We start from the raw sequence: 21949 nt of genomic DNA on the forward strand, positions 1-21949 counted from the left end.
GGCCGGGAGCCGCGAGGATGCCGCCGCTACGGCCGGGCGACGGGCGAGCGGGGAACGACCGCCGAGATCTGTGCGCACAACTGCCAGGGCCGCTCGGTGTCCACGGTCGACTTGCCGCTGGTCAGAATCGCGCCGGACAGTCCGCGGTCGAGGTCGGCCCAGCCGTACTGGGTGGTCAATCCGCTACGGCCGAAATGCTTTTCGGTGTGGGCGCCGAATTTCGACCGCCGCCCGCCCAGCTCGAAGCCGGCTCGACTGACCCGGCCGGCGATGCCGGGGATCCGAGGAGCGGGTGCGATCGCGCTGTGCAGAGTGTCGGGAGACAGGATCCGCACGCCGTCGAGTTCCCCACCGCGACAAAGGATTTCGTAGAAGCGCGAGAGTTCCGCGGCAGTGGTCACGAGATTGCCGGAGGGAAGCTCCGCGGTGAGGAACGCGCGCACCGAATCCGCCGAGGTCGAGGCGCTCATTCCACCGCCGAGTGCCTTGCCGGCCACCACCGACCAGGCCCGGGAGGGTCGCGGTCCGGTGCGCACACTCGGCACCACCCGGTCGACGTCCTCCGGGCTCACCCCGAAGGTCGTCCACCGGAAACCGAGCGGATTCAGCACCTGCTCGGCGAGATGGTCGCGCATCCGTTTGCCGGTCGCGCGCTGGACCAGCAGACGCAGGATCAATCCACTGGTCAATGCGTGATAGACGCGAAACCGCCGGGGCGGCCAACTCGGCCGCAACTCGGTCAGCGCCCGCACCGCGACCTCCTCGTCGACGACGGCGTCGAAGCCGCGGTAGCCCGCCGGCATGAACGGCACCCCGGCGGCGTGGGAGAGCACATCGGCGATGGTGATGCGGCCCTTGCCGTGCGCGGCGAATTCCGGAATGTAGTCGCACACCCGGTCTTCCGGCGCGAAGGCGCCCTGTTCGATCAGCATCGCCGTCACCGTCGCGGCGACGCCTTTGGCGGTGGAGAAACCGCAGAACGGAGAGTCGACGGTGATCGGTATGCGTTCGACGTCGGGTCCGTCGCCGGGGGCGTTACCCCAGCCGTGGCCGATAGCCCGGTTCAGCACGATCGCGCCGTGGCGGCGCAGGCAGATCTGGATCGCCGGAGTGGTTCCCATCCGGTACCACGCGCGGACCGACTCCCACACCGCCTCGACGTCGCCGCGGCGCAGGCCCACCACGGTGGGGTCGTCCTCGGGGCCCACCGCGGTCACGGTGTCCGGGTCGGCGGGTACGGGAACCATCGGGGCGACACTGCTCACGGCGTCAGCATAGTGATCGAAGGCATCGGTGCAGGTCAGAGCTACAGCCCGGGCGCGACCGGTTCGACCGTGCGCCATCCGACGCTGGTCACCGACGGTTCCAGGCTCAGCCGGCTGACCGCCGATTCCATCTGCCGGTCGTCGCGCTGATCGCCGACCAGATCCGCGCGCACCTCCACCCGGCCGGCATCCTCGGCGTTGGCGCTGGCGACCGACACGAGCCGGAAGTCCGTGCGCGTCAACGCCTGGACCAGCAGCGCGCGCACATGCGCTTCGTGCGCGTCGTCGGTGACGGCGGTGAACGCGTAGTGCGCTGGCTGCTCGTTACCCGATTCCGGCTGGCGGTCGACCGCTCGCCCGGCCGCCCGCAACGCGATATTGACGATGACCACCGCGACCGTTCCCGCCGCCGCGGTGCCGTACATCCCGGCGCCGGAGAGCGCGCCCACCGCCGCCGCGCACCAGAGTGTCGCGGCGGTGTTGAGCCCCCGCACGTTCAATCCGTCGCGGATGATCACACCCGCGCCGAGAAAGCCGATACCGGAAACGATTTGGGCCGCGACCCGGGTCGGATCGGCGGCGCCGCCGTGAAAGCCGTGCGCGGACAGCAGCACGAACAACGCCGCGCCCGCGGAGACCAGGGCGTTGGTCCGCAATCCGGCCATCCGGGCCCGGTACTGCCGTTCGAAACCGATCACCGCACCGAGACCGACACCGGTGGCCAGGCGCAGCAGCATCTCCCAAGTCGACATGAGACAACCCTTCGATGGAGGGCGAGAACTCGCGCGCGCAGGCTACCGCGACATCGGCACGGTCGCGTCGACACGAGAATGGTCGCCGAGTGAATTCTTGGCAAAACGACGTATATGACTGTCGTCGGGCACAGCGACCACCTCCTTCCGGGACACGACCCGCGTAGAACGGCGCCGGCCGGCGGCGCCGGGAGGGAAGTAAACACCGCCGATCGGATCCTGGCAACCCCGCCGGTGGCCGCCGATTTGACAATCGCGAATTCCGGGTTCACTCTTTTGCAGTCAGCACCTCGCTAGGCGAGGCTCCTGTACGAACACAGGCCACTGATCCGACGACGTCGAGAGACGCCCAGGGTTAGGACAGATCTTCCCGGATTAAGGGATGATCCGAAGTGGCTTCTCCCGCAAGGGGATACGTCGTACAGTGCCGAAGCTCTGACGAGAGGGGTGCGTATCCGCCGTTCGGGCGGGTCTCCCTCTCGCGTGGTGCCGATCACCAGAACAACGACGTGCGCGTGCGTCCCGGCAGCGAGGAGGTGAGGGGCGATGCCATCCGGAGATAGTCCGTATCCGAGTTCGCGAACCGTATCGTCCCCCGGCTCGCTGCCTGTCCGCCTGAACTCACCCCCGATCCACCGCATCGGCGTCGCCGGTGCGGGGTTCCGGGGTGCCGCGGGCTGCCCGCAGCCGGGTTTCACCTCTGAGGAGAACCCATGTACCGCACTGTCTTCCGTCGACTCACCGGCCGCCGCCTGACCGAATTCGAGCGCCACAACCTGCGTTCCTGCCGTCCCTCGGCGCCCGTGCACACCGCCGCGCTCGGCGCTCACCTCGAACGCCGCCCGGGCGCACTCCACTAGCCCGGAACTCGAAAACAACTGGTGAGCACAGAGTTTCAGGAAGCGAGCGCGGCGATGACCACCTACTCCGACGACACCCGAACCCCGGCCACACCGCCCGGCGCTGTCGCCGATCACGCCCACGTCGGCGATATCGTCGGCGCGCTGGGCGTGATCCGGCAGCACGACGACCTCGCCGGCCGCAGCCGGATGCAGCGATTGCGCATGCTGGCGGCGGTGATCGGGCCCGGCCTGATCGTCATGGTCGGCGACAACGACGCCGGCGGCGTGGCCACCTACGCCCAGGCCGGTCAGAACTACGGCATGGCTCTGCTCTGGACGCTCGTGCTGCTGATTCCGGTGCTGTACGTCAACCAGGAAATGGTGGTGCGGCTCGGTGCGGTGGCCGGGGTCGGCCATGCCCGGCTCATCTTCGCGCGATTCGGGAAGTTCTGGGGCGCGTTCAGCGTCGGCGATCTCTTCGTCGTCAACGCGCTGACCATCGTCACCGAATTCATCGGCGTGGCAATGGCTCTGAGCTATTTCGGATTGCCGAAGGCGGTATCGGTGCCGCTGGCGGCGGTCGCGCTGTTCGCCGTGGTCGCGGGCGGGTCGTTCCGGCGGTGGGAGAGCCTGATGATGACGCTCATCGCGGTGAACATCGTGCTGTTCCCGATGGCATTGCTGGTCCATCCGAGCGTATCGGGCACCGGGCACGGGCTGATCCCGTCGCTGCCGGGCGGGCTCTCGTCGACCCTGTTGCTGATCATCGTGGCGATCGTCGGCACCACCGTCGCACCGTGGCAGCTGTTCTTCCAGCAGTCCAACATCGTCGACAAGCGCATCACCCCGCGCTGGATCCGCTACGAGCGCATCGACCTGTGGCTGGGAATCGTGGTGGTGATGGCCGGCGCGATCGCGATCATGGCCGCGACCGCCTACGGACTGTCGGGAACCGGTCCGGTCGGCGGCTTCACCGACGCCGGTGCGGTCGCGGCGGGCCTGCGCGCCCACGCGGGCCCGGTGGTCGGCGCGCTGTTCGCGATCGTCCTGCTCGACGCCTCGCTGATCGGCGCCAACGCGGTCGGTCTGGCCACGACCTACACCCTCGGCGATACGCTCGGGCGGCGGCATTCACTGCATTGGAAGGTGTCCGAGGCACCCGGTTTCTACGCCGGTTACGCGGCACTGCTGGCCGTCGCCGCCGCGATCTCGTTCAGCCCCGACCACGTGCTGGGCCTGATCACGCAGGGTGTGCAGGCGCTGGCCGGGGTGCTGCTGCCCTCGGCGACGGTATTCCTGGTGCTGCTGTGCAACGACCGCGACGTACTCGGCCCGTGGGTGAATACGCTGCGGCAGAACATCTGCGCCGCGATCATCGTCTGGGCGCTGGTGCTGCTCTCGGCCGCGCTCACCGCCGCCACGTTCTTCCCGGGCCTGAGCACCCGGACCCTCGAGTTCGGGTTGGGTGCGGGCGTGCTCGCCGGTCTGGCCGGGGGTGCGGTCGCCCTGCTCGCCCACGGGCGAACGCGGCGCCGCTCCGCCGCGGCGACCGCGGCCCGGTTCGGCGACCTCGACCCCGGTCAGGTGCGGGAACTGGACCGCGGCTCCGAACGCGCCGAACTCGCCGGGGACCGCGACACCTTCCGCACTCCGGCGCTGCACACCCTCGAGCGTCCGTCGTTCACCCCGCTGCGCACCGCGGGCATGCTCGCCCTGCGTGGATATCTGCTGGTGGCCGTCGTGCTGGTCGTGGTCAAGATCGTCGAATCCATCGGATGAACGGCCCCGGTCCGGTGGGATTCGCCTGATTCGAACCGCCCAACCCGGGTAGTACGCCTGCAAGCAGGGAGGAGTGTGCCCTGTGCGGCCGCAACCGGGAAACGGAGGTGCCCATGATGACGGACCCGCGGATGGCGCGTGGAAGCACATCGCAGGAGCAGGCGCAGCGGCGACGGATGCTGCGAGCACCGCGCAAGCATGCCGGTGAGGGAATCGAGGACACTTACAACATTCCGGGCATCATCCTGTGTGCGTTGAGCTTCGTCGCGCTGGCGCTCGCGCTGACCGCTGCCGGATACGGCTTCGGCGGGTGGGCGATCGTGGCCGGCGTGGTGTGCGCGGTGTGCCTCATCGGCGGCGTGACGTGGATCGCGCTGGAGAGCAAGCGCACGCAGGCGCGCGACCAGTGGGAGCCGCACCAGCGACAGGGGCACTGATCAGCGTGTGAACGCGGCGGGCCCGCCGCGGAGGCGAGACCGCCGCACAGATTTGATTCGGGAGAGGAGAGAGATGGTCGAGAAGACTCGCGCCGGCGGTTTCACCACCGACGACGCCGGAATTCCGGTGGCCAGCGACGAAGACTCGCTGACGATAGGCCCCGATGGCCCGATCCTGCTCAACGACGCGTATCTGATCGAGAAGATGGCCGCGTTCAACCGCGAACGCGTACCCGAGCGTCAGCCGCACGCCAAGGGCGGCGGCGCGTTCGGCGTCTTCGAGGTCACGCAGGATATGAGCGCCTACACCTGCGCGAAGGTGTTCCAGCCCGGGGCGAGGACCGAGATGCTGGCCCGGTTCTCCACGGTGGCCGGTGAGCGGGGCAGCCCGGACACCTGGCGTGATCCGCGTGGATTCGCGTTGAAGTTCTATACCGAGGACGGCAATTTCGACCTGGTCGGCAACAACACCCCGATCTTCTTCGTCCGCGATCCGATGAAGTTCCAGGACTTCATCCGATCGCAGAAACGCCGGGCGGACAACAACTTACGCGACCACGATATGCAGTGGGACTTCTGGACGCTGTCGCCGGAGTCGGCGCACCAGGTCACCTGGCTGATGGGCGATCGCGGTATCCCGCGCACCTGGCGCCACATGAACGGCTACTCCAGCCACACCTACATGTGGGTCAACGCCGAGGGTGAGAAGCACTGGGTCAAGTACCACTTCATCACCGACCAGGGTGTGGAGTTCTTCACCCAGGACGAGGGCGATCAGATGGCCTCGATGGATACCGACTATCACATCCGGGATCTGTGGGAGGCGATCGAGCGCGGGGACCACCCGAGTTGGACGCTGAAGATGCAGATCATGCCGTTCGAGGCGGCCAAAACCTACCGGTTCAACCCGTTCGATCTGACCAAGGTGTGGCCGCACGGCGATTATCCGCTCTACGAGGTCGGCCGGATGACGTTGAACCGCAACCCGTCCGACTATCACACCGAGATCGAACAGGCCGCCTTCGAGCCGAGCAACGCGGTGCCGGGAACGGGACCGAGCCCGGACAAGATGCTGTTGGGCCGGTGGTTCTCGTATCCGGACGCCCACCGTTACCGGATCGGCGCGAACTACAAGGAATTGCCGGTCAACGCGCCGAAGTCGCCGTCGCACTCCTACACCAAGGACGGCCACATGCGGCACCACAATCCGGGCGACCCGGTCTACGTGCCGAATTCCAAGGGTGGACCGCACGCCGAACCCGGCCGGGCCGGTCCGACCGCCGGCTGGTACACCGACGGCGAAATGGTGCGCGAGGCCTACACGCTGCGCCGCGACGACGACGATTGGGGTCAGGCGGGCACACTGGTCCGCCAGGTGCTCGACGACGCGGCACGAGAACGGTTGGTGGACAACATCGTCGGCCATCTCCTCAACGGTGTGTCCGAGCCGGTCCTGGCGCGCGCCTTCGAATACTGGCGCAATGTGGACAAGGATCTGGGCGACCGGGTGGAATCCGGCGTCCGGGCGAAACAGGACGAGAAGGATCCGAAAGCGGCCGGTCAGGGCAATCCCGCCCGGTCCTCCGCGCAGCGGAAGGCCTGACCGGACTGTCCGCACGAACACGAGCCCCCTCGGCCGGGAGCCGCCCGGGCCGAGGGGAGCGAGCGGGCGGTTAACCGTCCGCGATCGTGGTATTTCCCGACCATGATCGCGAACTCCGCTGCCGCCCCCCACGTCCTGCGGGAGTACTCGTTCATCGCCGACGGTCAGCGCGGCGCCCTGGTCGGGCCGCGCGGTGACATCTCGTGGATGTGCCTGCCCGGCTGGGACGGCGACGCGGTCTTCGCGTCCCTGCTCGGAGGTTCCGGAATGTATGCCGTCACCCCCGCGAGCCGGTTCGTGTGGGGCGGCTACTACGAGCAGGGCACGCTGATCTGGCGCTCGCGCTGGCTGTCCGGGTCGGCGGTGATCGAATGCCGGGAGGCGCTGGCCTTTCCCGGCGACCGGCATCGCGCGATCCTGATGCGGCGGATCGTGGCGGTCCAGGAGGACGCCGAGGTCGACGTGGTGTTGCGGCCGATGGCGCGATTCGGCGCGGAATCGGTCCGTCGGCCGCACTGCGAGGACGGGGTGTGGACCGCCCATGCGGGCGCGCTGCGGATGCGGTGGACCGGCGCGCCGAAGGCGGAACTCGATCCGAGAGGACCCGACCGCGGGTGGACCGATCACCTCCAGATTCCGGCCGGGCGCTGTCACGATCTGATTCTGGAACTGTCCGACCAGGGCCTGCCCGGCGAGCTGCCCGACCCCGATACCTGTTGGGAGGCAACGGAAAACGCGTGGCGGCGCGGCCGCCCGGATTTCGGTGCGAGCGCCGCGCCCCGCGACAGCGCCCACGCGTTCGCGGTGCTGCGCGGGATGACCGCCGATACCGGCGGAATGGTCGCGGCCGCCACCACCAGCCTGCCCGAACGCGCCGACCAGGGCGAGAACTACGACTACCGCTACGTCTGGATCCGCGATCAATGCCTGGCCGGGCAGGCGATCGCCGTCGCCGGTCCGCATCCGCTGCTCGACGACGCGGTCGGGTTCACCGCCGCCCGGCTGCTCGACGACGGTCCCGCACTGGCCCCGGCCTATACCGTCGACGGGAAGAGCGTGCCGGCGGTGCGCGATATCGATCTCCCCGGATATCCGGGCGCCCGGCCGGTGATCGGCAACCGGGTGCGCGGGCAGTTCCAGCTCGACACCTTCGGTGAGACGCTGTTGCTGTTCGCCGCGGCCGCGCGCCACGGCCGGCTCGGCGGCGATCATCGCCGCGCGGTCGATATCGCGGTTTCCGCGATCGCGGCCAATTACCGCCGCCCCGACGCCGGTATCTGGGAGATCGAGGATCGGCTGTGGACTCATTCCCGGTTGATCTGCGCGGCCGGATTGCGCGCGGTCGCGGCCTGCCCGGACACCGGCGCCGATACCGCCTACTGCAGTGCGCTTGCCGATACGCTGGTGGCCGAGGCGGCCCGCACGGGTGTGCATCCGACCGGCCGCTGGCAGCGCGCCCCCGATCAGCCCGGTGTGGACGCCGCGCTGATGCTGCCGTTGATCCGCGGTGCGATCCCGGTCTCCGATCCGCGCTACGCCGCCACCTTCTTCGCGGTGCAGCGGGATCTGACCACCGATTACTGCGTCTACCGCTACCGCCACGACGATCGCCCGCTCGAGGTGAGCGAAGGCGCGTTCCTGCTGTGCGGTTTCACGATGGCGATGGCGGCCGCCCAGCTCGACCGCCCGGTGACCGCGATGCGCTTCTTCGAACGCAACCGCTCCTCGTGCGGCACCCCGGCGCTGTTCGCCGAGGAATTCGATGTCACCCAGCGGCAGTTGCGCGGCAATCTGCCCCAGGCGTTCGTGCACGCGATGCTGCTGGAATCCTCGCTGCGACTGGGACCGCTCGCGCCCGAACTGCCGTCGGAGGCGGTAGTGGCGAGTACGGATCGGCCGGATCAGCCGCGGACTAGGTGATGTCGACGATCGGCAGCCGCAGCGCACCCGGGGCGTCGGCGGGAACCACGGGCGCTTTGGGGGTGACCGGGGCCAGCCGCCGATAGGGCGAACCCAGCGCCGGCCGCTGATCCGGCTCACCCTTGTTGGGCCACAGCGCCAGCGCTCGTTCGGCCTGTGCGGTGATGGTCAGCGACGGATTGACGCCGAGATTCGCCGAAATCGCCGAGCCGTCGACGATGTGCAGGCCCGGATGGCCGTACATGCGCTGATAGGCATCCACGACACCGGTCTCCGGGGAATCGCCGATCACGCAGCCGCCGATGAAATGTCCGGTCATCGGAATGCCGAACAGGCTGGTGATGCCGGCGGTCGCGATGCCGTCGATCTTGTCGGCCACGCGGCGGGCGACCTCGTGCCCGGCCGGGATCGACGTCGGATTCGGTTGTCCCTCACCCTGTTTGGTGGTCATCCGGCGGCCGAACAGGCCGCGCTCGGTGTAGGTGGTGAGCGAATTGTCCACCGACTGCATCACCAGCAGGCCGATCATCCGCTCCGACCAGTGGCGCGGGTTGTGCACCTTCGCCAGATCGCGGCGGCGCCGCCAGTTCTCGCGCAACCACAGCCGGGCGGGCGAGGTGCGGCCGTCCTCGTCGTACATGACCGTCGTCATCAGCGACAGCACGTTGCTGCCCTTGCCGTAGCGCACCGGTTCGATATGGGTGTCGGCGTCGGGATGGATCGAGGAGGTGATGGCCACCCCCTTGGTGAAATCGGTGTCGGATCGCCGGCTCCGGATCGACAGCAGCTCTTCGGAATTCGTGCGCGACAGATAGCCGAGCCGCGCGGAGATGTGCGGCAGTGAGCCGCGGTCGCGCAGCCGGTGCAGCAACCGCTGCGTACCGAGCGCGGCCGCGGCGAAGATCACCTGTTCGGCGGTGAAGCTGCGGCGCGCCTTGCGAACCCAGCGTCCGGTGCGGACGGTGTCGACGCGGTACCCGCCCGACGGCAGCGGCACCACATCGACCACGGTGGTGTGCGGATGCACGGTGGCCCCGGCCTTCTCGGCGAGATACAGGTAGTTCTTCACCAGCGTGTTCTTGGCGTTGTGGCGGCATCCGGTCATGCATTCGCCGCAGTGGGTGCAGGTGCGCCGGGACGGGCCGACACCGCCGAAGTAAGGATCGGGCACCTCCTGTCCGGCGCGAGTGCCGTTGCCGCCGAACAGGACTCCCACCGGAGTGTGCCGGAAGGACGCGCCGACGCCCAGTTCCTCGGCCACCACGCGCAGCACCCGGTCCGAGGCCGTGGTCGCCGGATTCGTGGTGACGCCCAGCATGCGCTTGGCCTGGTCGTAGTGCGGTGCCAGTTCGGCGCCCCAGTCGGTGATATGGGCCCATTGCGAGTCGGCGAAGAATTTCGCGGGCGGTTCGTAGAGGGTGTTCGCGTACACCAGCGAGCCGCCGCCGACACCGGCGCCGCTCATGATGAAGGTGTCCTTCAACAGGGTCAGGCGCTGGATGCCGAAACATCCCAGCCGCGGCGCCCACAGAAATTGCCGCGCCCGCCAGGAGTTCTTCGCGAATTCGTCGTCGGCGAAGCGGCGGCCGGCCTCGAGGACGCCGACCCGGTAGCCCTTCTCGGTCAGGCGCAGCGCGCTCACGCTGCCGCCGAATCCCGACCCGATGACTACCACGTCGTAGTCGAACCCCATCGCCGCGCCCTTTCCTGGTCCCGATCGTCCCCTCGTACCGTATGGGCAGATCAGGGGGTGGGCGCAGAGATCGACGGCCAGAAAATCAATACTTCCGGTCACGCCGGTAGGCGGCCGGAGTCGTTCCGGTCCAGCGCTTGAAGGCGTGGATGAACGGCGTCGCCTCCGCGTAACCGAGCCGGATGGCGATGTCGTCGATGGTCAGCGGCGTCCCCGAGAGCATTTCCTGCGCGAGCGCGCGGCGCACCTCGTCGAGCAGCGCCCGGTAACTGGTCCCGGCCTCGGTGAGGCGGCGGCGCAGCGTCCGCACACTCATGTTGAGCTCCCGGGCCACCGCCTCGATCGGCGGCGGCGTGGTGATACCGGTCGCGCCGCTGCCGGGCAGCAGTCGTTCCCGGACCTCGGCCGCGATACCCGTGCGCGCGCTGCGGCGCTGCACCAGATCCCGGCACTGAGCGATACAGACCGCCCACGTCTGCTGATTCGCCTGAGGTAGCGGCTGGGCGAGGATCTCCGGTGCGACGGTGAACATGGTGTGCGCGCGCCCGAAGCGCGGCCGCGCGCCGAGCACGGCTTCGAGCCGGTCGGCGTAGGGCGGTTCGTCGTAGCCGAATTCCATGCGGGCGAAGGAGAAGTCGTGGCCGAGCAGATCGGCCATCACCCGATGCATGGCGACGATGTCGCGCTCCACCAGGAAGGTCTGCACATCCGGCGGGATGAGCTCGTGATGGATCCAGGCGATCACATCGTCGCGCCGATACTCGACGATCGGTGTGCAGAAGGCGAATCCGAGCCGGTAGTACCGCATGGCCAGCGAAATCGCCTCGCGCAGCGTGGGACTGGTGACACAGGCGAAGCCGAAGATGCCGAAGGTGCTCAGCCGGTACCGCCGCCCGACCTCGACGCCGAGGGCGGGGATGTCGCCGAGTTCGGCGACCAGATTGCGCACCACCGCCAGTTCGGCCTCGGCCGGAATCTGTGCCCCGGGGTCGGTGAGCGTGGCCGGCGCGATACCGGATCCGGCGAGCAGCCGTGCGCTGTCGACCCCGTGTTCGGTGGCGAATTCGATCATCACCGCGACGCTGGCGATCCCGCGGGGGAAATTCCAGGTGCGGACCTCGGGCGCCTCGACGGTGTGCATGGCACCATTATGGCCGAAACTATTGATCTCTCGGGACGATCCGCCCGGGATAGGGTTGTCGGATGGAGCAGGCGCAGTCCGCCGGCGGCCGGGAAGACCGCGATCGGGAATGGGACCGCGAGGTCCGTGGTGAGACGGAAACCGAACAGCTGGACCGCAATCTGACCAGTTTGATTCAGGAATTGCGCGTGGTGCAGACGGGTGTGCAGCTGCTGACGGGCTTCCTGCTGACGCTGCCGTTCCAGGCCAGGTTCACCACGGTGTCCACCCCGATGCGCGGGCTGTACCTGGCGGTCGTGACCGCCTCGATCGCGGCGACGGTCTTCCTGATCGCGCCGGTCGCCGCCCACCGCATCCTGTTCCGGCAGCATCGTCTGGGCAGCGTGGTGCGCACCGCCCACACCTTCGCGCTGGTCGGGCTGGCGCTGCTCGGCATCGCGCTCACCGGGGTCGCGGTGCTGATCTTCGACACGGTGGCCGGTGCGGTCGCCGCCACCGTCATCGGTGTGTGCTTCGCGGTGCTGTTTCTCCTGACCTGGTTCGCCCATCCGTGGCGGGAGCGGCGGCGCGGCGCCCAGACGCGGTGAGGGCGCCCACAGCGGCCCGAAATAGCGGTCGGCGGGCGTTTCGTGCCGGGGTCGCCGGGTATCGCGCCCGATGTCAGTGATTTCGACGTGTTGGAGGTGAATCCCTTGTCGGAGCACGAGAAGGGCGGAGGCCGCGAAGGTCTCGAAGGCGTCGTGGAAGGCGCGAAGGGTAAGGCCAAGGAGGCCGCCGGTCAGGTATTCGGAAAGGACGAGCTGCGCGAGGAGGGCAAGGCTCAGCAGAGCCGCGCCGAATCGCAGCGCGAGGCCGCCCAGAAGGAAGCCGAAGCCGAGAAGCACCGTGCGGAAGCCGGTGTGGAGGAAAAACGGCAACAGGCCTTCCAGGACAAGGGCGGCTCCTGACGGTCGACGTAAGTAGTGGAACCGACCGAAAGGGTGCCCGGCCTATGTGACCGGGCACCCTTTCTTCGTTCGATATGATGTTGCGTGAGAATCGGATTCGCAACGGGATATGTGTCGCGCCGGGTGTTATCTGCCCAGCGCGCTGGCGAGCTGTTTCTTGGTCATCTTCGACCGGCCCTTGATATTGCGTTGGCGTGCTTCGTTGTACAGCTGATCGCGGGTCGGTCCCTGTGAACCTTTGCCGGACCGCTGGCCACCGCGGCGCTGTGGCGACATATCGTTGGTGGAACTGCGGCTCGCGGTGCGGGTTTTGCCCGCTTGCGCACGATTCTTGTTGACCGTGCGTGCGCCGATTTCCTCTGCGCGATCTTTACTCGCACCCCGTTTCCGGGCCGAGGACTTCACATGTTCGTACTGGCGTTCTTCTTTGGCAGACCATTCCTTGGGCATGACTACACCTTTCGGTCGTGCGGACGGTGGGATGGATCACTACGTCGGCTGTGGCTCGCAGAGCGCCTGCTGCCGAAGACTTTTCAGCGTGCGGGTCAGAATGCGGGAGACGTGCATCTGGGAGATCTGCAGTTTCTCGGCGATCTGATTCTGCGTCTTGGATTCGAAGAAGCGCATGATCAGAATTCTGCGTTCCCGGGTGGGCAACGCATCGATGAGCGGGCGGACCGCCATCGCGTCCTCGGTCAGTTGGTAGCACTGTTCCTCGGCGCCGAGCTTGTCCATGATCGCGCCGTCGTCGGTGTCGACGACCGCGTCGATGGAGTTCGGCTGATAGGCGTTGCCGGCGATCATGGCCTGCACCACCTGCGGGCCGTCGACGTCGAGAGCTTCGGACAGCTCGCGGGCCGTGGGCATGCGCCCGAGTTCGTGAGCCAGATGTTCGGTCGTCGGACCGATGCGCAGCCACAATTCCTTGACGGCGCGCGGTACCCGGGTCGACCAGGTGTAATCGCGGAAGTGACGGCGAACCTCGCCCATCACGGTAGGCACGGCGAAGGAGAGAAAAGAATTTCCCCGTACCGGATCGAATCGATCGACGGCCAGGACGAGACCGAGCCTCGCCACTTGGTGCAGATCGTCGAACGTCTCGCCGCGGCCGGAGAATTTCCGAGCGATATGCTCGGCCAGCGGCAGGCAGAGTTCGATGATTTCCGCTCGGACCGACTCCCGATGCGGATCGGCATGATCCAGAGCGGCCAGTTTCTCGAACCAGGGTTCGATGTTGTCATAACTGTTGGCACCGTGGCGTGCGGCGGTTTCGGCACGACGGGCGATCGGTTCATGTGTCATTCGAGATACCTCGCTTCCAACTGAATCCGACCCAGATTGGGTACCCGTTGGTGCGGCTCTCAAAAGACGTCGAAGGGCGCACGCCGCAATGTTCGCCGATTTCCGCGCGATGACCAGGGCGTACGCCGTTCCTGATAATATCCGGCAGCGGCCGGAATTTGTGTTTTCAGCCCTCCGGCGTGTTGCCGACCCGCCGGTCGTAGTCCGCGCGGGCGGCGCGATCGACCTCGTCGGTGAATATTCGGTGCACGCCCAGGCGGCGGGCGGTGAATTCGCCGAAGGCGCGCGGAGTGAGCTTGTTGAACGCCATCGCCACCCCGGCAAGCCTCGTCACGGTGACCCGGCGCCGCGGACGCGCGATCAGCCGCGTCACCGCCCGTGCGACATCCTCGGGTTCGGCCAGCAGACCCATCGGAGCCTTGGTTCCCGCGATCAGTTCGGTGCGGGTGAAGGTCGGCAACACCGCCGAGAAGTGCACTCCGCTGCCGCGGCATTCCAGCCGCATGGCCTCGGTGAAGCCGAGCACGGCCTGTTTACTCGCACAGTAGGTCGCCATACCGGGCGTGGGGTTCTCCCCGGCCAGCGACGCGATATTGACGATATGGCCGCGACCGCGCGAAAGCATCTGCGGCAGTGCGGCTTTGGTGCCGTTCATGACGCCGAGTACGTTGACCTCGAGGATGCGGCGGGTGATGGCGTCGGATTCGTCGGTGAAGCGGCCGACGGGCATGATGCCGGCATTGTTGATCAACACGTCGACGGGGCCGGCCCCGGTCTCGACCGCCGCGAGAAAGTCCGCGAACGAGGCCGGATCGGTCACGTCGAGCGTCAGCGCCGCCGCGGCGCCGAGCCGCGATCCCGCCGCGGCGACGGCGGCCGCGTCGATATCGCCGAGCACCACCCGCGCACCGGCGTCGCGCAGGTGCTCGGCGATCGAATAGCCGATACCCCGCGCGCCGCCGGTGACGGCGACCACCGTGCCCGGCAGCCGGGGGCTCACCCGCGCCGCCGGCGCCGGTACCGGACCGTGCACGGCTGCTGTAGCTGCACCACCATCTTGGAATGGTCGTTGCGGTAGCTGTCGGAGGGTTGCGCCATCTCGAATTCCCAGTCCCGCAACAGGATCGAGAAGATCGCCTTCAACTGCATGAGCGCGAACGCCTGGCCGACGCAGCGGTGCCGCCCGGCGCCGAACGGGATCCACGTCCAGCGGTTCACCAGATCCGCCTGATTGGGATCGACGTAGCGGCCCGGATCGAAGCGGTCGGGGTCGGGGAAATCCTCCGCGATCCGATTGGAGACCGCCGGTGTGGTCGCGACCAGATCGCCCGGCGCGATGCTGTGCCCGCACACCTCGAATTCGCCGCGCGCCACCCGCATCAGGATGATCAGCGGCGGATGCAGCCGCAGCGTCTCCTTCAACGTCGCCTCGAGCTGCGGAATCTGGCGCAGCGCGTGGAAACTCACGTCCTGGCCGTCGGCGTAGAGCTCGTCGAGTTCGCCGACGACCCGGGCCAGCACCTCGGGATTGCGCAGCAACTCGATGGTCGTCCACGCCGCGGTACCGGAGGTGGTGTGGTGGCCGGCGAACATCATCGAGATGAAGATGCCGGTGATCTCGCTGGCGGAGAACCGCAGTTCGCCCTGCTCGTCGCGGATCGAGACCAGCACATCGAGCATGTCGCGATCCTCTTTGCCCTGCGGCGGGTTCGCGATGCGGCCGTTCATGATCTCCTGGACCAGTTCGACCAGTTTCGCCCGCGCCTCGTCGCGGCGGCGGAAGCTCTCGATGGGGGCGTAAGGGTCGACGTAACACAGCGCGTCGGTGCCGCGCTCGAGTTCGTGATACAGGTGTGCGAACCGCTCGTCGAGTTCCTCCCGGAACTTCTTGCCGATCAGGCACGCCGAGGAGGTGTAGATCGTCAGCTCGGCGAAGAACTCGAGCAGGTCGATTTCGCCCTCGTCGCCCCAGCCTTCGAGGATCCGGTGCACCTCGTGCGCGATGGTCTCGGCGTGCCCGCGCATGAAGTCACCGCGCAGGGCCTGGTTGTGCAGCATTTCCTTGCGGCGTTCGGGGCTGGCGTCGAAGACCACACCGTCGCCGAAGATCGGCTTCATGAACGGGTAGGCGGCGCCCTGGTCGAGATCCTCGTCGGCCGCGCGGAAGAAGAATTCGTTCGCCTCGGCGCCGGAGAGCAGGATGACGTCCTTGTCGGCCAGCCGGAACGAACCCACATCGCCGCACTCCGCGCGCACCCGCTGCATCAGCGCGATCGGATCGGTGCGGAACTCTTCGAGGTGGCCGTGCTCGTGTTCGCCCCCGGAGACCTGCCGCGGCTTGACCAACGTCATGAGAAATCCTTCCGCATTCCGGATCCATCGTTGATGGACACGTGTCTGGACGCTACTACGGAAGGGTGGACGAGGCAAGGTCCGGCATCGGTTCCAGCGGTGCCGGAGCGGCGTGCGGGAGGGAAGTCGGAAAGGGGCGCTCAGCGCAGGACCGGCGCCGAGCGCACGGTGCTGAGCTGCCGGATGATCGCGGCGGCGTGGTTGTCGAAGCGGTCGCGGTCGATGGTGATATCGCCGATCAGATACGGGCGGTAGCAGTAGGCGAGCGCGCCGAAGATGGCCATCGCGTTGAGCGTCGCGTCGGTCTCGTCGGGAGCCGGTGTGTCGGTGTCGTCGGCGGCGATCACCGCCGCGATCGGCCCCGTGATCACCGCGACCAGCTCGCTGCCGCGCCGGGTCAGCGCCGGGGTGGCGATCGATTCGACGAACAGGATGCGCCCGCGCCGGGGGTCCTCGGTGAGGAAATCGGTGAACGCGCGCACCACGTGACCGAACAGCAGGTCTCGCTCCTCGGGTGCTTCGGCCAGTGCGGCGAGCAGTCGATCCCGGCACTGTTCGACGGTGTTCTCGAGGACGGTGGTCATCAGATCGTCGAGATTGGCGAAACTCTCGTAGAAATAACGTTCGGTGAGCCCGGCCTGTCGGCATACTCCGCGCATCGAGGTCTCGGCCGCGCCGACGCCGGCCATGAGCTCGTAACCGGCCCGCAGCAGCCGTTCGCGACGTGCGGCGATGCGGTCCGCCGGTTCGCGTCCACGCCAGGGGCGGCTGCCCGTTTTCGGAGTGTGCGGCGAATCGGCCATGGCGGTGATGCTACCGGGGGCCGGCGACAAGGCGTTTTGTTGACATCGGCTGCTGTTGACATCTAGTGATGTCAACATTACCGTCGGAGCATCGCTTCGACCACCCGCAAGGACGCGACATGAACACCTCGGTCTACGACGACCAAGCCCATGCGATCAGGGCTCGCGATGTGCGATTCGATTTCGACTCCGTCCCCATGCACTACATTCCGGGCGAAGTCATGGCCACTCACATCATCAACGTGATGCACCTGGTTCTCCCGGAGGGGGAACGCGCGATGGCCGCGGCCCTGGCCGAAGCGCTGCCCCATATCGACGACGAGCGGCTGCGCGAAGAGGTGCAGGGCTTCATCGGGCAGGAGAATCAGCACGCCAGCTCGCACGCGCAGGCGCGTCGCCACCTGGAAGCGCTCGGGCTCGACGTGGCCCCGATGGTGGAGACGGTGGCCTGGCTGGTCGATCGCCTACTCGGTGATCACGGCTTGACCGGCCGCGCCAAACACGAGTGGCTGTGCGAGCGGCTGGGCCTGTTCGCCGGGATGGAGCACTACACCGCGGTCATCGGCGAGTGGCTGCTGACCAACGACGTGCTCGAGGCCAAGAACATGCATCCGGCGATGCTGGACCTGATTCGCTGGCACGGCGCCGAGGAGGTCGAACACCGCAGCGTGGTCTACGACGCGTATATGCACGTCGACGGCGGATATCTGCGCAAGGCCCGCACGGCGGTGCTGGCCAGCTCGTCGCTGATGGTGCTGTTCGTGATCGCGGGCGGCTATCTGTTCGGCAAGGATCCCGATACGCGCAAGGGGCGGTTCTGGCCGCTGCAATTCCTCAGCGCCTCCGCCCGCGGCGTGGTGCCGCGGATGTCGACCTTCCTGACCGAGATTCCGCGGTACCTGCGGCCCGGATTCCACCCCTCCCAGCTCGGGAGCATGGACAACGCGCTGCGCTATCTCGCGCAGTCGCCGGCGGCGCGCGAGGGCCGGCGGTGACGGCAGTGGCGTACCCGGTGGCCGCCGAGCGGCCGGGGTATCGGCCGCCGCTGCCGCTGCGGGCGGTCGGCGCGATCTTCGACCTGTACAAGCGCGGCGTCACCACGGAACCGCGAATCGAGGTGTTGTCGCGACCGAACCCGGTGCGCCGCAGCGGTTTCGAACGCGAGCTGATCGTGGCCCGGCGCGAGATGCGGGCCGCGGACGTGGTCGTGCTGACGCTGGTCGCTCCCTACGGCGAACGGTTGCCGAGCTGGGTTCCGGGCGCGCACATCGATGTGCTCCTGCCCTCCGGGCGGCAGCGGCAGTATTCGCTCAACGGGGACCCGGCCGACCGCGGAACCTATCGCATCGCCGTGCGCCACCTGCCCGACGGCGGCGGCGGATCCGACGAGATCCATCGCGACGTGGCGGTGGGGGACCGGTTGCGAGTGCGCGGGCCGCGCAACGCCTTCGGATATATCGATGCCCCGCACTATGTCTTCGTGGCCGGCGGTATCGGAATCACGCCGCTGCTGCCGATGGTGGCCGACGCCGAACGGCGCGGAATCGATTGGCGGCTGGTCTATCTCGGCCGCAGCCGGGCCACGATGCCGTTCCTCGACGAGCTGTCGGCCCACCGCGGCGGACGGCTCGAGATCCGTCCCGACGACGAATTCGGTGTCGCCGATCTCGATCTGATCCTGACCGACGTGCCGCGCGGTACCGCGATCTACGTCTGCGGTCCGCCGCCGCTGATGGCCGCCGCGCTGAACACCGACGCCGCCCACGAGCCGACCGTTTCGGTCCACACCGAACGGTTCTCCCCGCTGCCGGTCCAGCACGGCCGCCCGTTCCGAATCCGGCTGCGGCGCAGCGGTCACACCGTGGACGTGGCCGCCGACGAATCGGCACTCGCGGCCATCGGCCGGGTCCTGCCCGACGTCGCCTACTCGTGCCGCCAGGGTTTCTGCGGCACCTGCGCGGTGGCCGTGCACGCGGGCGCTGTCGACCATCGCGATCGGCGGCTGAGTCCCGCCGAACGCGAGACGACGATGCTCACCTGCGTCTCCCGCGCGGCGGGTGACTCCCTCGAACTCGACCTGTGAGTACGAGACCGGTCGTTTCGGGCAACGACGCCCGCACCGAAAGGAATTCGACGATGGCAGTATCCGAGAGCGCCCCCGCCGAACACACGCCGATCGCGGTGATCGGCGCCGGAGTCGCCGGAATCGGCCTCGCGGTGTCGTTGCGCGCGGCCGGATTCGAAGACTTCCTGATTCTCGAACGCGCCGATGATCTGGGCGGCACCTGGCAGGCCAACACCTATCCCGGGTGCGCCTGCGATGTGCCCTCGCACCTCTACTCCTATTCTTTCGCGCCGAATCCCGACTGGTCGCGCACATACGGACGCCAGCCCGAGATCCTCGGCTATCTGCGCGACGTCGCCGAACGCCACGATGTGGTGCGGCATATGCGTTTCGGCACCGACGTGGAGCGCGCGCAGTGGGACGAAGGGCGGCGGCGGTGGCTCGTGCGCACCGACCGGGGAGTGCTCAGCGCCGATGTGCTGATCTCGGCGGTCGGCCCGTTCAGCGAGGCGAAGATTCCGAATATGCCGGGACGCGAGACCTTCCGCGGCGCCCAGTTCCACTCGCTGCACTGGGACCACGAGCACGACCTGACCGGCGAGCGGGTCGCCGTGATCGGCACGGGTGCCTCCGCGGTGCAGTTCATTCCGGAGATCGCGCCGAAGGTGCGGCGGCTCTCGGTGTTCCAGCGCTCGGCCCCGTGGATCGTCTCCCGCCTGGATCGGTCCACCCTCGGCGTGGAGCGCGCACTGCTGCGCCGGTTACCGCTGCTGGGCACCGCGCTCCGGGGCGCCTACTACGCGGGTATCGAGAGTTTCGGCCTGGTCGGATTCGTCGACCGCCGCTTCCGCCATCCGTTCCAGGCGCTCTCGCGGATGCAGCTGCGCCGCCAGGTCCACGATCCTGCCCTGCGGCGGAAACTGACTCCCGACTACATGATCGGCTGCAAGCGCGCGATCTTCTCCGATGCGTACTATCCGGCCCTCACCCGCGACAATGTGGAGGTGGTGACCGAGTCGATCGCCGAGATCCGCCCCGGATCGATCGTCACCACCGACGGTGCGGAGTATCCGGTCGACACCATCGTCTGGGGCACCGGGTTCGGTGCGATACCGAAGCTCTACGAGCGGATCGAGGGCGTCGGCGGGCTGACCGTGGCCGACCACTACCGCCGCCGGCCCAGCAGTTATCTGGGCGCGGCGATCGCGGGTTTCCCCAATATGTTCCTGACCCTCGGCCCGTTCGGCGCCGCGGGGAACCAGTCCGCGATCTTCATGATCGAATCGCAGATCGCCTACATCGTCGACGCGCTGAAAACCCTGCGCGACAACGCTGTCGATCGTGTCGAGGTCCGTGCCTCGGCGCAGGACCGGTTCCTCGACGAGATGCGGCAGCGCAGTCGCGATACGGTGTGGCTGGGCGGCGGCTGCGACAGCTACTACACCACCGACAAGGGCGAGAACGCCGGGCTGTATCCGAACTGGAGTTTCGAATACCGCCGTCGCGTAGCGAGTTTCGACGCGGACTCCTACCTGCTGTCGCGCCACGTACCGGATCCGACCACCGCAGAGATGAGCAGTATCCGATGATCACAGGACCGTTCGATATGGTGCGCACGCTGCTGGCCCCGGTGCTCGGCGGGGGTGAGCGACTCGACGTGCGCGACAAGGTCGTGATCATCACCGGCGGCGCCGCCGGCATCGGCTACGAGCTGGCCCGGCTGCTCTACGACCGCGGCGCCTACGTCGCGCTGTTCGATATCGACGCCGAAGCCGTGCGCGCGAGCGCGGCCGCACTGGGCATCCGCGCGGTCGCGATCACCGTCGACGTGGCCGACCGGGAGGGGGTGCGGCTGGCCGTCGGACAGGTGCGGGAGAACTTCGGGCGCATCGATGTCGTGGTGGCCAACGCCGGCGTGGTCCCGCGCCCGGCCACCGTGCGGCTGCTCGATCCCGAGGAATTCGACCGGGTGCTGGCGATCAACCTCACCGGCGCCTTCAACACCATCCAGCCCGCGCTCGACGACGTCATCGCGGCGCACGGCCACGTCGTCGTGGTCTCCTCGTGCGCCGCGTTCGCCCCCGGAATGGGCGGTTCGCCGTACATGGTGAGCAAGGCCGGGGTGGAACAGCTGGGCCGTGCGCTGCGGGTGGAACTCGGCGGAACGGGGGCCTCGGCCGGTATCGCCTATTTCGGTGTGGTGGAGACGGCGATGACCCGCGACACTCTGGACGAGGACGAACTGGGCGCCGAATTCGGCGCGCTGCTGCCCTGGCCGCTGGATCAGCGCATTACCGCCCGGCGGGCCGCCGAGGTGATCGCCGGTGCCATCGAACGCCGGTCCGCGCGCACCGTGGCGCCCGCGGGATGGGAGCCGTACGCCCTGCTGCGGGGCGTGGTGAACGTGGCCCTCGACCACAAGCTGACCGCCGACGAGCGGGTGCGGTCGTTGACGCAGCGGCTGGAACAGCGCATCCTCGCAGATCGCGGCAGGTAACCGGACTCGCAAATCTGAGAGATTTCAAAGGATCGGCACAGATTCCGATCAGGACCGCTCGGCACCATGGATCCCGAGGACCACTCGGCGAGATGAGGTGTGCGATGGTCGATATCGAGATCACGGGTACGACGGTCACGGTCCATGTCCGTGGCACCCACCGGCTGCTCTCGCTGTGCGAACGCGTGCGCTTCGATCTGTCCCACATCGCCGCCGTCGCGCCCGCCGAGGTGGATCTGCGGCCGCCGTGGATGCGCGCCCCGGGCACCTTCTTCCCGGGTGTGATCGCGGCCGGTGTCTTCCGCGGCAAAGGCCGCAAGGAGTTCTGGGATACCCGCTTCGACGGGCGTGGCGTGCGCATCGAGCTGACCGGCACCGAATTCAGCCGGATCGTCGTCGACGTGGAGGATCCGGACGAGGTGCGCCGGATGCTCGCCCGCGCCGCCGCGGCCTGAGCCCGCCGACCGGTGCGGCGTGAGCCTGCTGACCGGTGCGGCGTGAGCCTGCTGCTGCCGCTCGGCGCCTGAATCTGCCGTTGACGCTGTGGCGTG

21 protein-coding genes and 1 riboswitch are annotated in these 21949 nt (G+C 68.0%); of the genes, 12 read left to right on the plus strand and 9 right to left on the minus strand.

Annotated features, from left to right (window positions below; genetic code table 11):
• Positions 1 to 26: 26 nt before the first annotated feature.
• Both A5780_RS01660 and A5780_RS01665 read right to left on the minus strand, forming a co-directional pair.
• On the minus strand, positions 27 to 1265 hold the full coding sequence (locus tag A5780_RS01660; protein WP_231982791.1) for a beta-lactamase family protein: 1239 nt from the start codon (positions 1263 to 1265) through the stop codon (positions 27 to 29).
• Between the two features lie 41 nt (positions 1266 to 1306).
• On the minus strand, positions 1307 to 2017 hold the full coding sequence (locus tag A5780_RS01665) for an MgtC/SapB family protein (protein ID WP_062963286.1): 711 nt from the start codon (positions 2015 to 2017) through the stop codon (positions 1307 to 1309).
• A gap of 282 nt (positions 2018 to 2299) precedes the next feature.
• A riboswitch (M-box (ykoK) riboswitch) is annotated at positions 2300 to 2471 on the plus strand.
• A 259-nt stretch (positions 2472 to 2730) separates the two neighbouring features.
• On the opposite strand from A5780_RS01665, the gene A5780_RS39710 reads away from it, so the two are divergent.
• The 5 genes from A5780_RS39710 to A5780_RS01685 all read left to right on the plus strand — a co-directional run bounded on the left by A5780_RS39710 (position 2731) and on the right by A5780_RS01685 (position 8598).
• The gene (locus tag A5780_RS39710) at positions 2731 to 2877 is read left to right on the plus strand and encodes a hypothetical protein (RefSeq protein ID WP_156511499.1); all 147 of its coding nucleotides are present in this window, start codon (positions 2731 to 2733) and stop codon (positions 2875 to 2877) included.
• Between the two features lie 54 nt (positions 2878 to 2931).
• A complete protein-coding gene (locus tag A5780_RS01670; protein ID WP_064907554.1) occupies positions 2932 to 4638 on the plus strand; it encodes an NRAMP family divalent metal transporter in 1707 nt (568 codons plus the stop codon).
• Positions 4639 to 4751: 113 nt separating this feature from the next.
• Positions 4752 to 5075, plus strand: coding sequence for a hypothetical protein (locus tag A5780_RS01675; protein ID WP_227462835.1), 324 nt, complete (start codon positions 4752 to 4754; stop codon positions 5073 to 5075).
• A gap of 73 nt (positions 5076 to 5148) precedes the next feature.
• The gene (locus A5780_RS01680; RefSeq protein ID WP_063017579.1) at positions 5149 to 6678 is read left to right on the plus strand and encodes a catalase; all 1530 of its coding nucleotides are present in this window, start codon (positions 5149 to 5151) and stop codon (positions 6676 to 6678) included.
• Between the two features lie 102 nt (positions 6679 to 6780).
• The gene (locus A5780_RS01685; RefSeq protein WP_064907541.1) at positions 6781 to 8598 is read left to right on the plus strand and encodes a glycoside hydrolase family 15 protein; all 1818 of its coding nucleotides are present in this window, start codon (positions 6781 to 6783) and stop codon (positions 8596 to 8598) included.
• Here A5780_RS01685 and A5780_RS01690 read toward each other — a convergent pair.
• Positions 8591 to 10291 carry an FAD-dependent oxidoreductase gene (locus tag A5780_RS01690; RefSeq protein WP_064907542.1) on the minus strand — a complete coding sequence of 567 codons (1701 nt, stop codon included), beginning with the start codon at positions 10289 to 10291 and terminating at the stop codon, positions 8591 to 8593. The two genes, A5780_RS01685 and A5780_RS01690, sit on opposite strands and share 8 nt — an antisense overlap.
• Positions 10292 to 10376: 85 nt before the next feature.
• Positions 10377 to 11432: an AraC family transcriptional regulator gene (locus tag A5780_RS01695; protein WP_063017585.1), complete on the minus strand. Its 1056-nt coding sequence runs from the start codon at positions 11430 to 11432 to the stop codon at positions 10377 to 10379.
• Positions 11433 to 11494: 62 nt separating this feature from the next.
• On the opposite strand from A5780_RS01695, the gene A5780_RS01700 reads away from it, so the two are divergent.
• Both A5780_RS01700 and A5780_RS01705 read left to right on the plus strand, forming a co-directional pair.
• Positions 11495 to 12019 (plus strand): DUF6328 family protein, encoded by a 525-nt coding sequence (locus tag A5780_RS01700; protein WP_063023164.1) that lies wholly within the window; start codon positions 11495 to 11497, stop codon positions 12017 to 12019.
• Positions 12020 to 12124: 105 nt separating this feature from the next.
• Positions 12125 to 12379, plus strand: a complete 255-nt coding sequence (locus A5780_RS01705; RefSeq protein WP_030515620.1) for a hypothetical protein — start codon at positions 12125 to 12127, stop codon at positions 12377 to 12379.
• 126 nt (positions 12380 to 12505) lie between these two features.
• Here the strand turns inward: A5780_RS01705 and A5780_RS01710 are convergent, their stop codons facing one another.
• The 5 genes from A5780_RS01710 to A5780_RS01730 all read right to left on the minus strand — a co-directional run bounded on the left by A5780_RS01710 (position 12506) and on the right by A5780_RS01730 (position 16836).
• Positions 12506 to 12829, minus strand: coding sequence for a hypothetical protein (locus tag A5780_RS01710; RefSeq protein WP_063019676.1), 324 nt, complete (start codon positions 12827 to 12829; stop codon positions 12506 to 12508).
• A gap of 39 nt (positions 12830 to 12868) precedes the next feature.
• On the minus strand, positions 12869 to 13681 hold the full coding sequence (locus A5780_RS01715) for an RNA polymerase sigma factor SigF (protein ID WP_064905070.1): 813 nt from the start codon (positions 13679 to 13681) through the stop codon (positions 12869 to 12871).
• A gap of 166 nt (positions 13682 to 13847) precedes the next feature.
• Complete coding sequence (locus tag A5780_RS01720) at positions 13848 to 14681, minus strand: SDR family oxidoreductase (RefSeq protein WP_064907555.1); 834 nt, start codon at positions 14679 to 14681, stop codon at positions 13848 to 13850.
• Entirely contained in the window at positions 14678 to 16033 is a 1356-nt protein-coding gene (locus tag A5780_RS01725) for a cytochrome P450 (RefSeq protein ID WP_064905072.1), read from the minus strand. Before A5780_RS01725 ends, A5780_RS01720 begins: the two co-directional genes overlap by 4 nt.
• A 140-nt stretch (positions 16034 to 16173) precedes the next feature.
• A complete protein-coding gene (locus tag A5780_RS01730; protein WP_064905074.1) occupies positions 16174 to 16836 on the minus strand; it encodes a TetR/AcrR family transcriptional regulator in 663 nt (220 codons plus the stop codon).
• A 119-nt stretch (positions 16837 to 16955) separates the two neighbouring features.
• Here A5780_RS01730 and A5780_RS01735 point away from each other — a divergent pair, with 119 nt between their 5' ends.
• From A5780_RS01735 to A5780_RS01755, 5 genes are all read left to right on the plus strand, one after another.
• Positions 16956 to 17831 (plus strand): metal-dependent hydrolase, encoded by an 876-nt coding sequence (locus tag A5780_RS01735; RefSeq protein ID WP_064907543.1) that lies wholly within the window; start codon positions 16956 to 16958, stop codon positions 17829 to 17831.
• Entirely contained in the window at positions 17828 to 18919 is a 1092-nt protein-coding gene (locus A5780_RS01740) for a PDR/VanB family oxidoreductase (RefSeq protein ID WP_231982793.1), read from the plus strand. The genes A5780_RS01735 and A5780_RS01740 overlap by 4 nt, the downstream gene beginning before the upstream one ends.
• A gap of 53 nt (positions 18920 to 18972) precedes the next feature.
• Complete coding sequence (locus tag A5780_RS01745) at positions 18973 to 20490, plus strand: NAD(P)/FAD-dependent oxidoreductase (RefSeq protein WP_063015684.1); 1518 nt, start codon at positions 18973 to 18975, stop codon at positions 20488 to 20490.
• Positions 20487 to 21398 (plus strand): short-chain dehydrogenase/reductase, encoded by a 912-nt coding sequence (locus A5780_RS01750; protein ID WP_227462837.1) that lies wholly within the window; start codon positions 20487 to 20489, stop codon positions 21396 to 21398. Before A5780_RS01745 ends, A5780_RS01750 begins: the two co-directional genes overlap by 4 nt.
• 104 nt (positions 21399 to 21502) lie before the next feature.
• The gene (locus A5780_RS01755; RefSeq protein WP_063015683.1) at positions 21503 to 21853 is read left to right on the plus strand and encodes a hypothetical protein; all 351 of its coding nucleotides are present in this window, start codon (positions 21503 to 21505) and stop codon (positions 21851 to 21853) included.
• The last annotated feature ends 96 nt before the right edge of the window (positions 21854 to 21949 follow it).

This window comes from Nocardia sp. 852002-20019_SCH5090214, assembly GCF_001665865.1.
GTDB classification, from domain to species: domain Bacteria; phylum Actinomycetota; class Actinomycetes; order Mycobacteriales; family Mycobacteriaceae; genus Nocardia; species Nocardia nova.

Bases quoted from the DNA above. Each gene is read 5' to 3' on its own strand.
- A5780_RS01665 (WP_062963286.1), bottom strand. From the start codon at position 2,017: ATGTCGACTTGGGAGATGCTGCTGCGCCTGGCCACCGGTGTCGGTCTC.
- A5780_RS39710 (WP_156511499.1), top strand. From the start codon at position 2,731: ATGTACCGCACTGTCTTCCGTCGACTCACCGGCCGCCGCCTGACCGAA.
- A5780_RS01670 (WP_064907554.1), top strand. From the start codon at position 2,932: ATGACCACCTACTCCGACGACACCCGAACCCCGGCCACACCGCCCGGC.
- A5780_RS01675 (WP_227462835.1), top strand. From the start codon at position 4,752: ATGATGACGGACCCGCGGATGGCGCGTGGAAGCACATCGCAGGAGCAG.
- A5780_RS01680 (WP_063017579.1), top strand. From the start codon at position 5,149: ATGGTCGAGAAGACTCGCGCCGGCGGTTTCACCACCGACGACGCCGGA.
- A5780_RS01685 (WP_064907541.1), top strand. From the start codon at position 6,781: ATGATCGCGAACTCCGCTGCCGCCCCCCACGTCCTGCGGGAGTACTCG.
- A5780_RS01690 (WP_064907542.1), bottom strand. From the start codon at position 10,291: ATGGGGTTCGACTACGACGTGGTAGTCATCGGGTCGGGATTCGGCGGC.
- A5780_RS01695 (WP_063017585.1), bottom strand. From the start codon at position 11,432: ATGCACACCGTCGAGGCGCCCGAGGTCCGCACCTGGAATTTCCCCCGC.
- A5780_RS01700 (WP_063023164.1), top strand. From the start codon at position 11,495: ATGGAGCAGGCGCAGTCCGCCGGCGGCCGGGAAGACCGCGATCGGGAA.
- A5780_RS01710 (WP_063019676.1), bottom strand. From the start codon at position 12,829: ATGCCCAAGGAATGGTCTGCCAAAGAAGAACGCCAGTACGAACATGTG.
- A5780_RS01715 (WP_064905070.1), bottom strand. From the start codon at position 13,681: ATGACACATGAACCGATCGCCCGTCGTGCCGAAACCGCCGCACGCCAC.
- A5780_RS01725 (WP_064905072.1), bottom strand. From the start codon at position 16,033: ATGACGTTGGTCAAGCCGCGGCAGGTCTCCGGGGGCGAACACGAGCAC.
- A5780_RS01730 (WP_064905074.1), bottom strand. From the start codon at position 16,836: ATGGCCGATTCGCCGCACACTCCGAAAACGGGCAGCCGCCCCTGGCGT.
- A5780_RS01735 (WP_064907543.1), top strand. From the start codon at position 16,956: ATGAACACCTCGGTCTACGACGACCAAGCCCATGCGATCAGGGCTCGC.
- A5780_RS01745 (WP_063015684.1), top strand. From the start codon at position 18,973: ATGGCAGTATCCGAGAGCGCCCCCGCCGAACACACGCCGATCGCGGTG.
- A5780_RS01750 (WP_227462837.1), top strand. From the start codon at position 20,487: ATGATCACAGGACCGTTCGATATGGTGCGCACGCTGCTGGCCCCGGTG.
- A5780_RS01755 (WP_063015683.1), top strand. From the start codon at position 21,503: ATGGTCGATATCGAGATCACGGGTACGACGGTCACGGTCCATGTCCGT.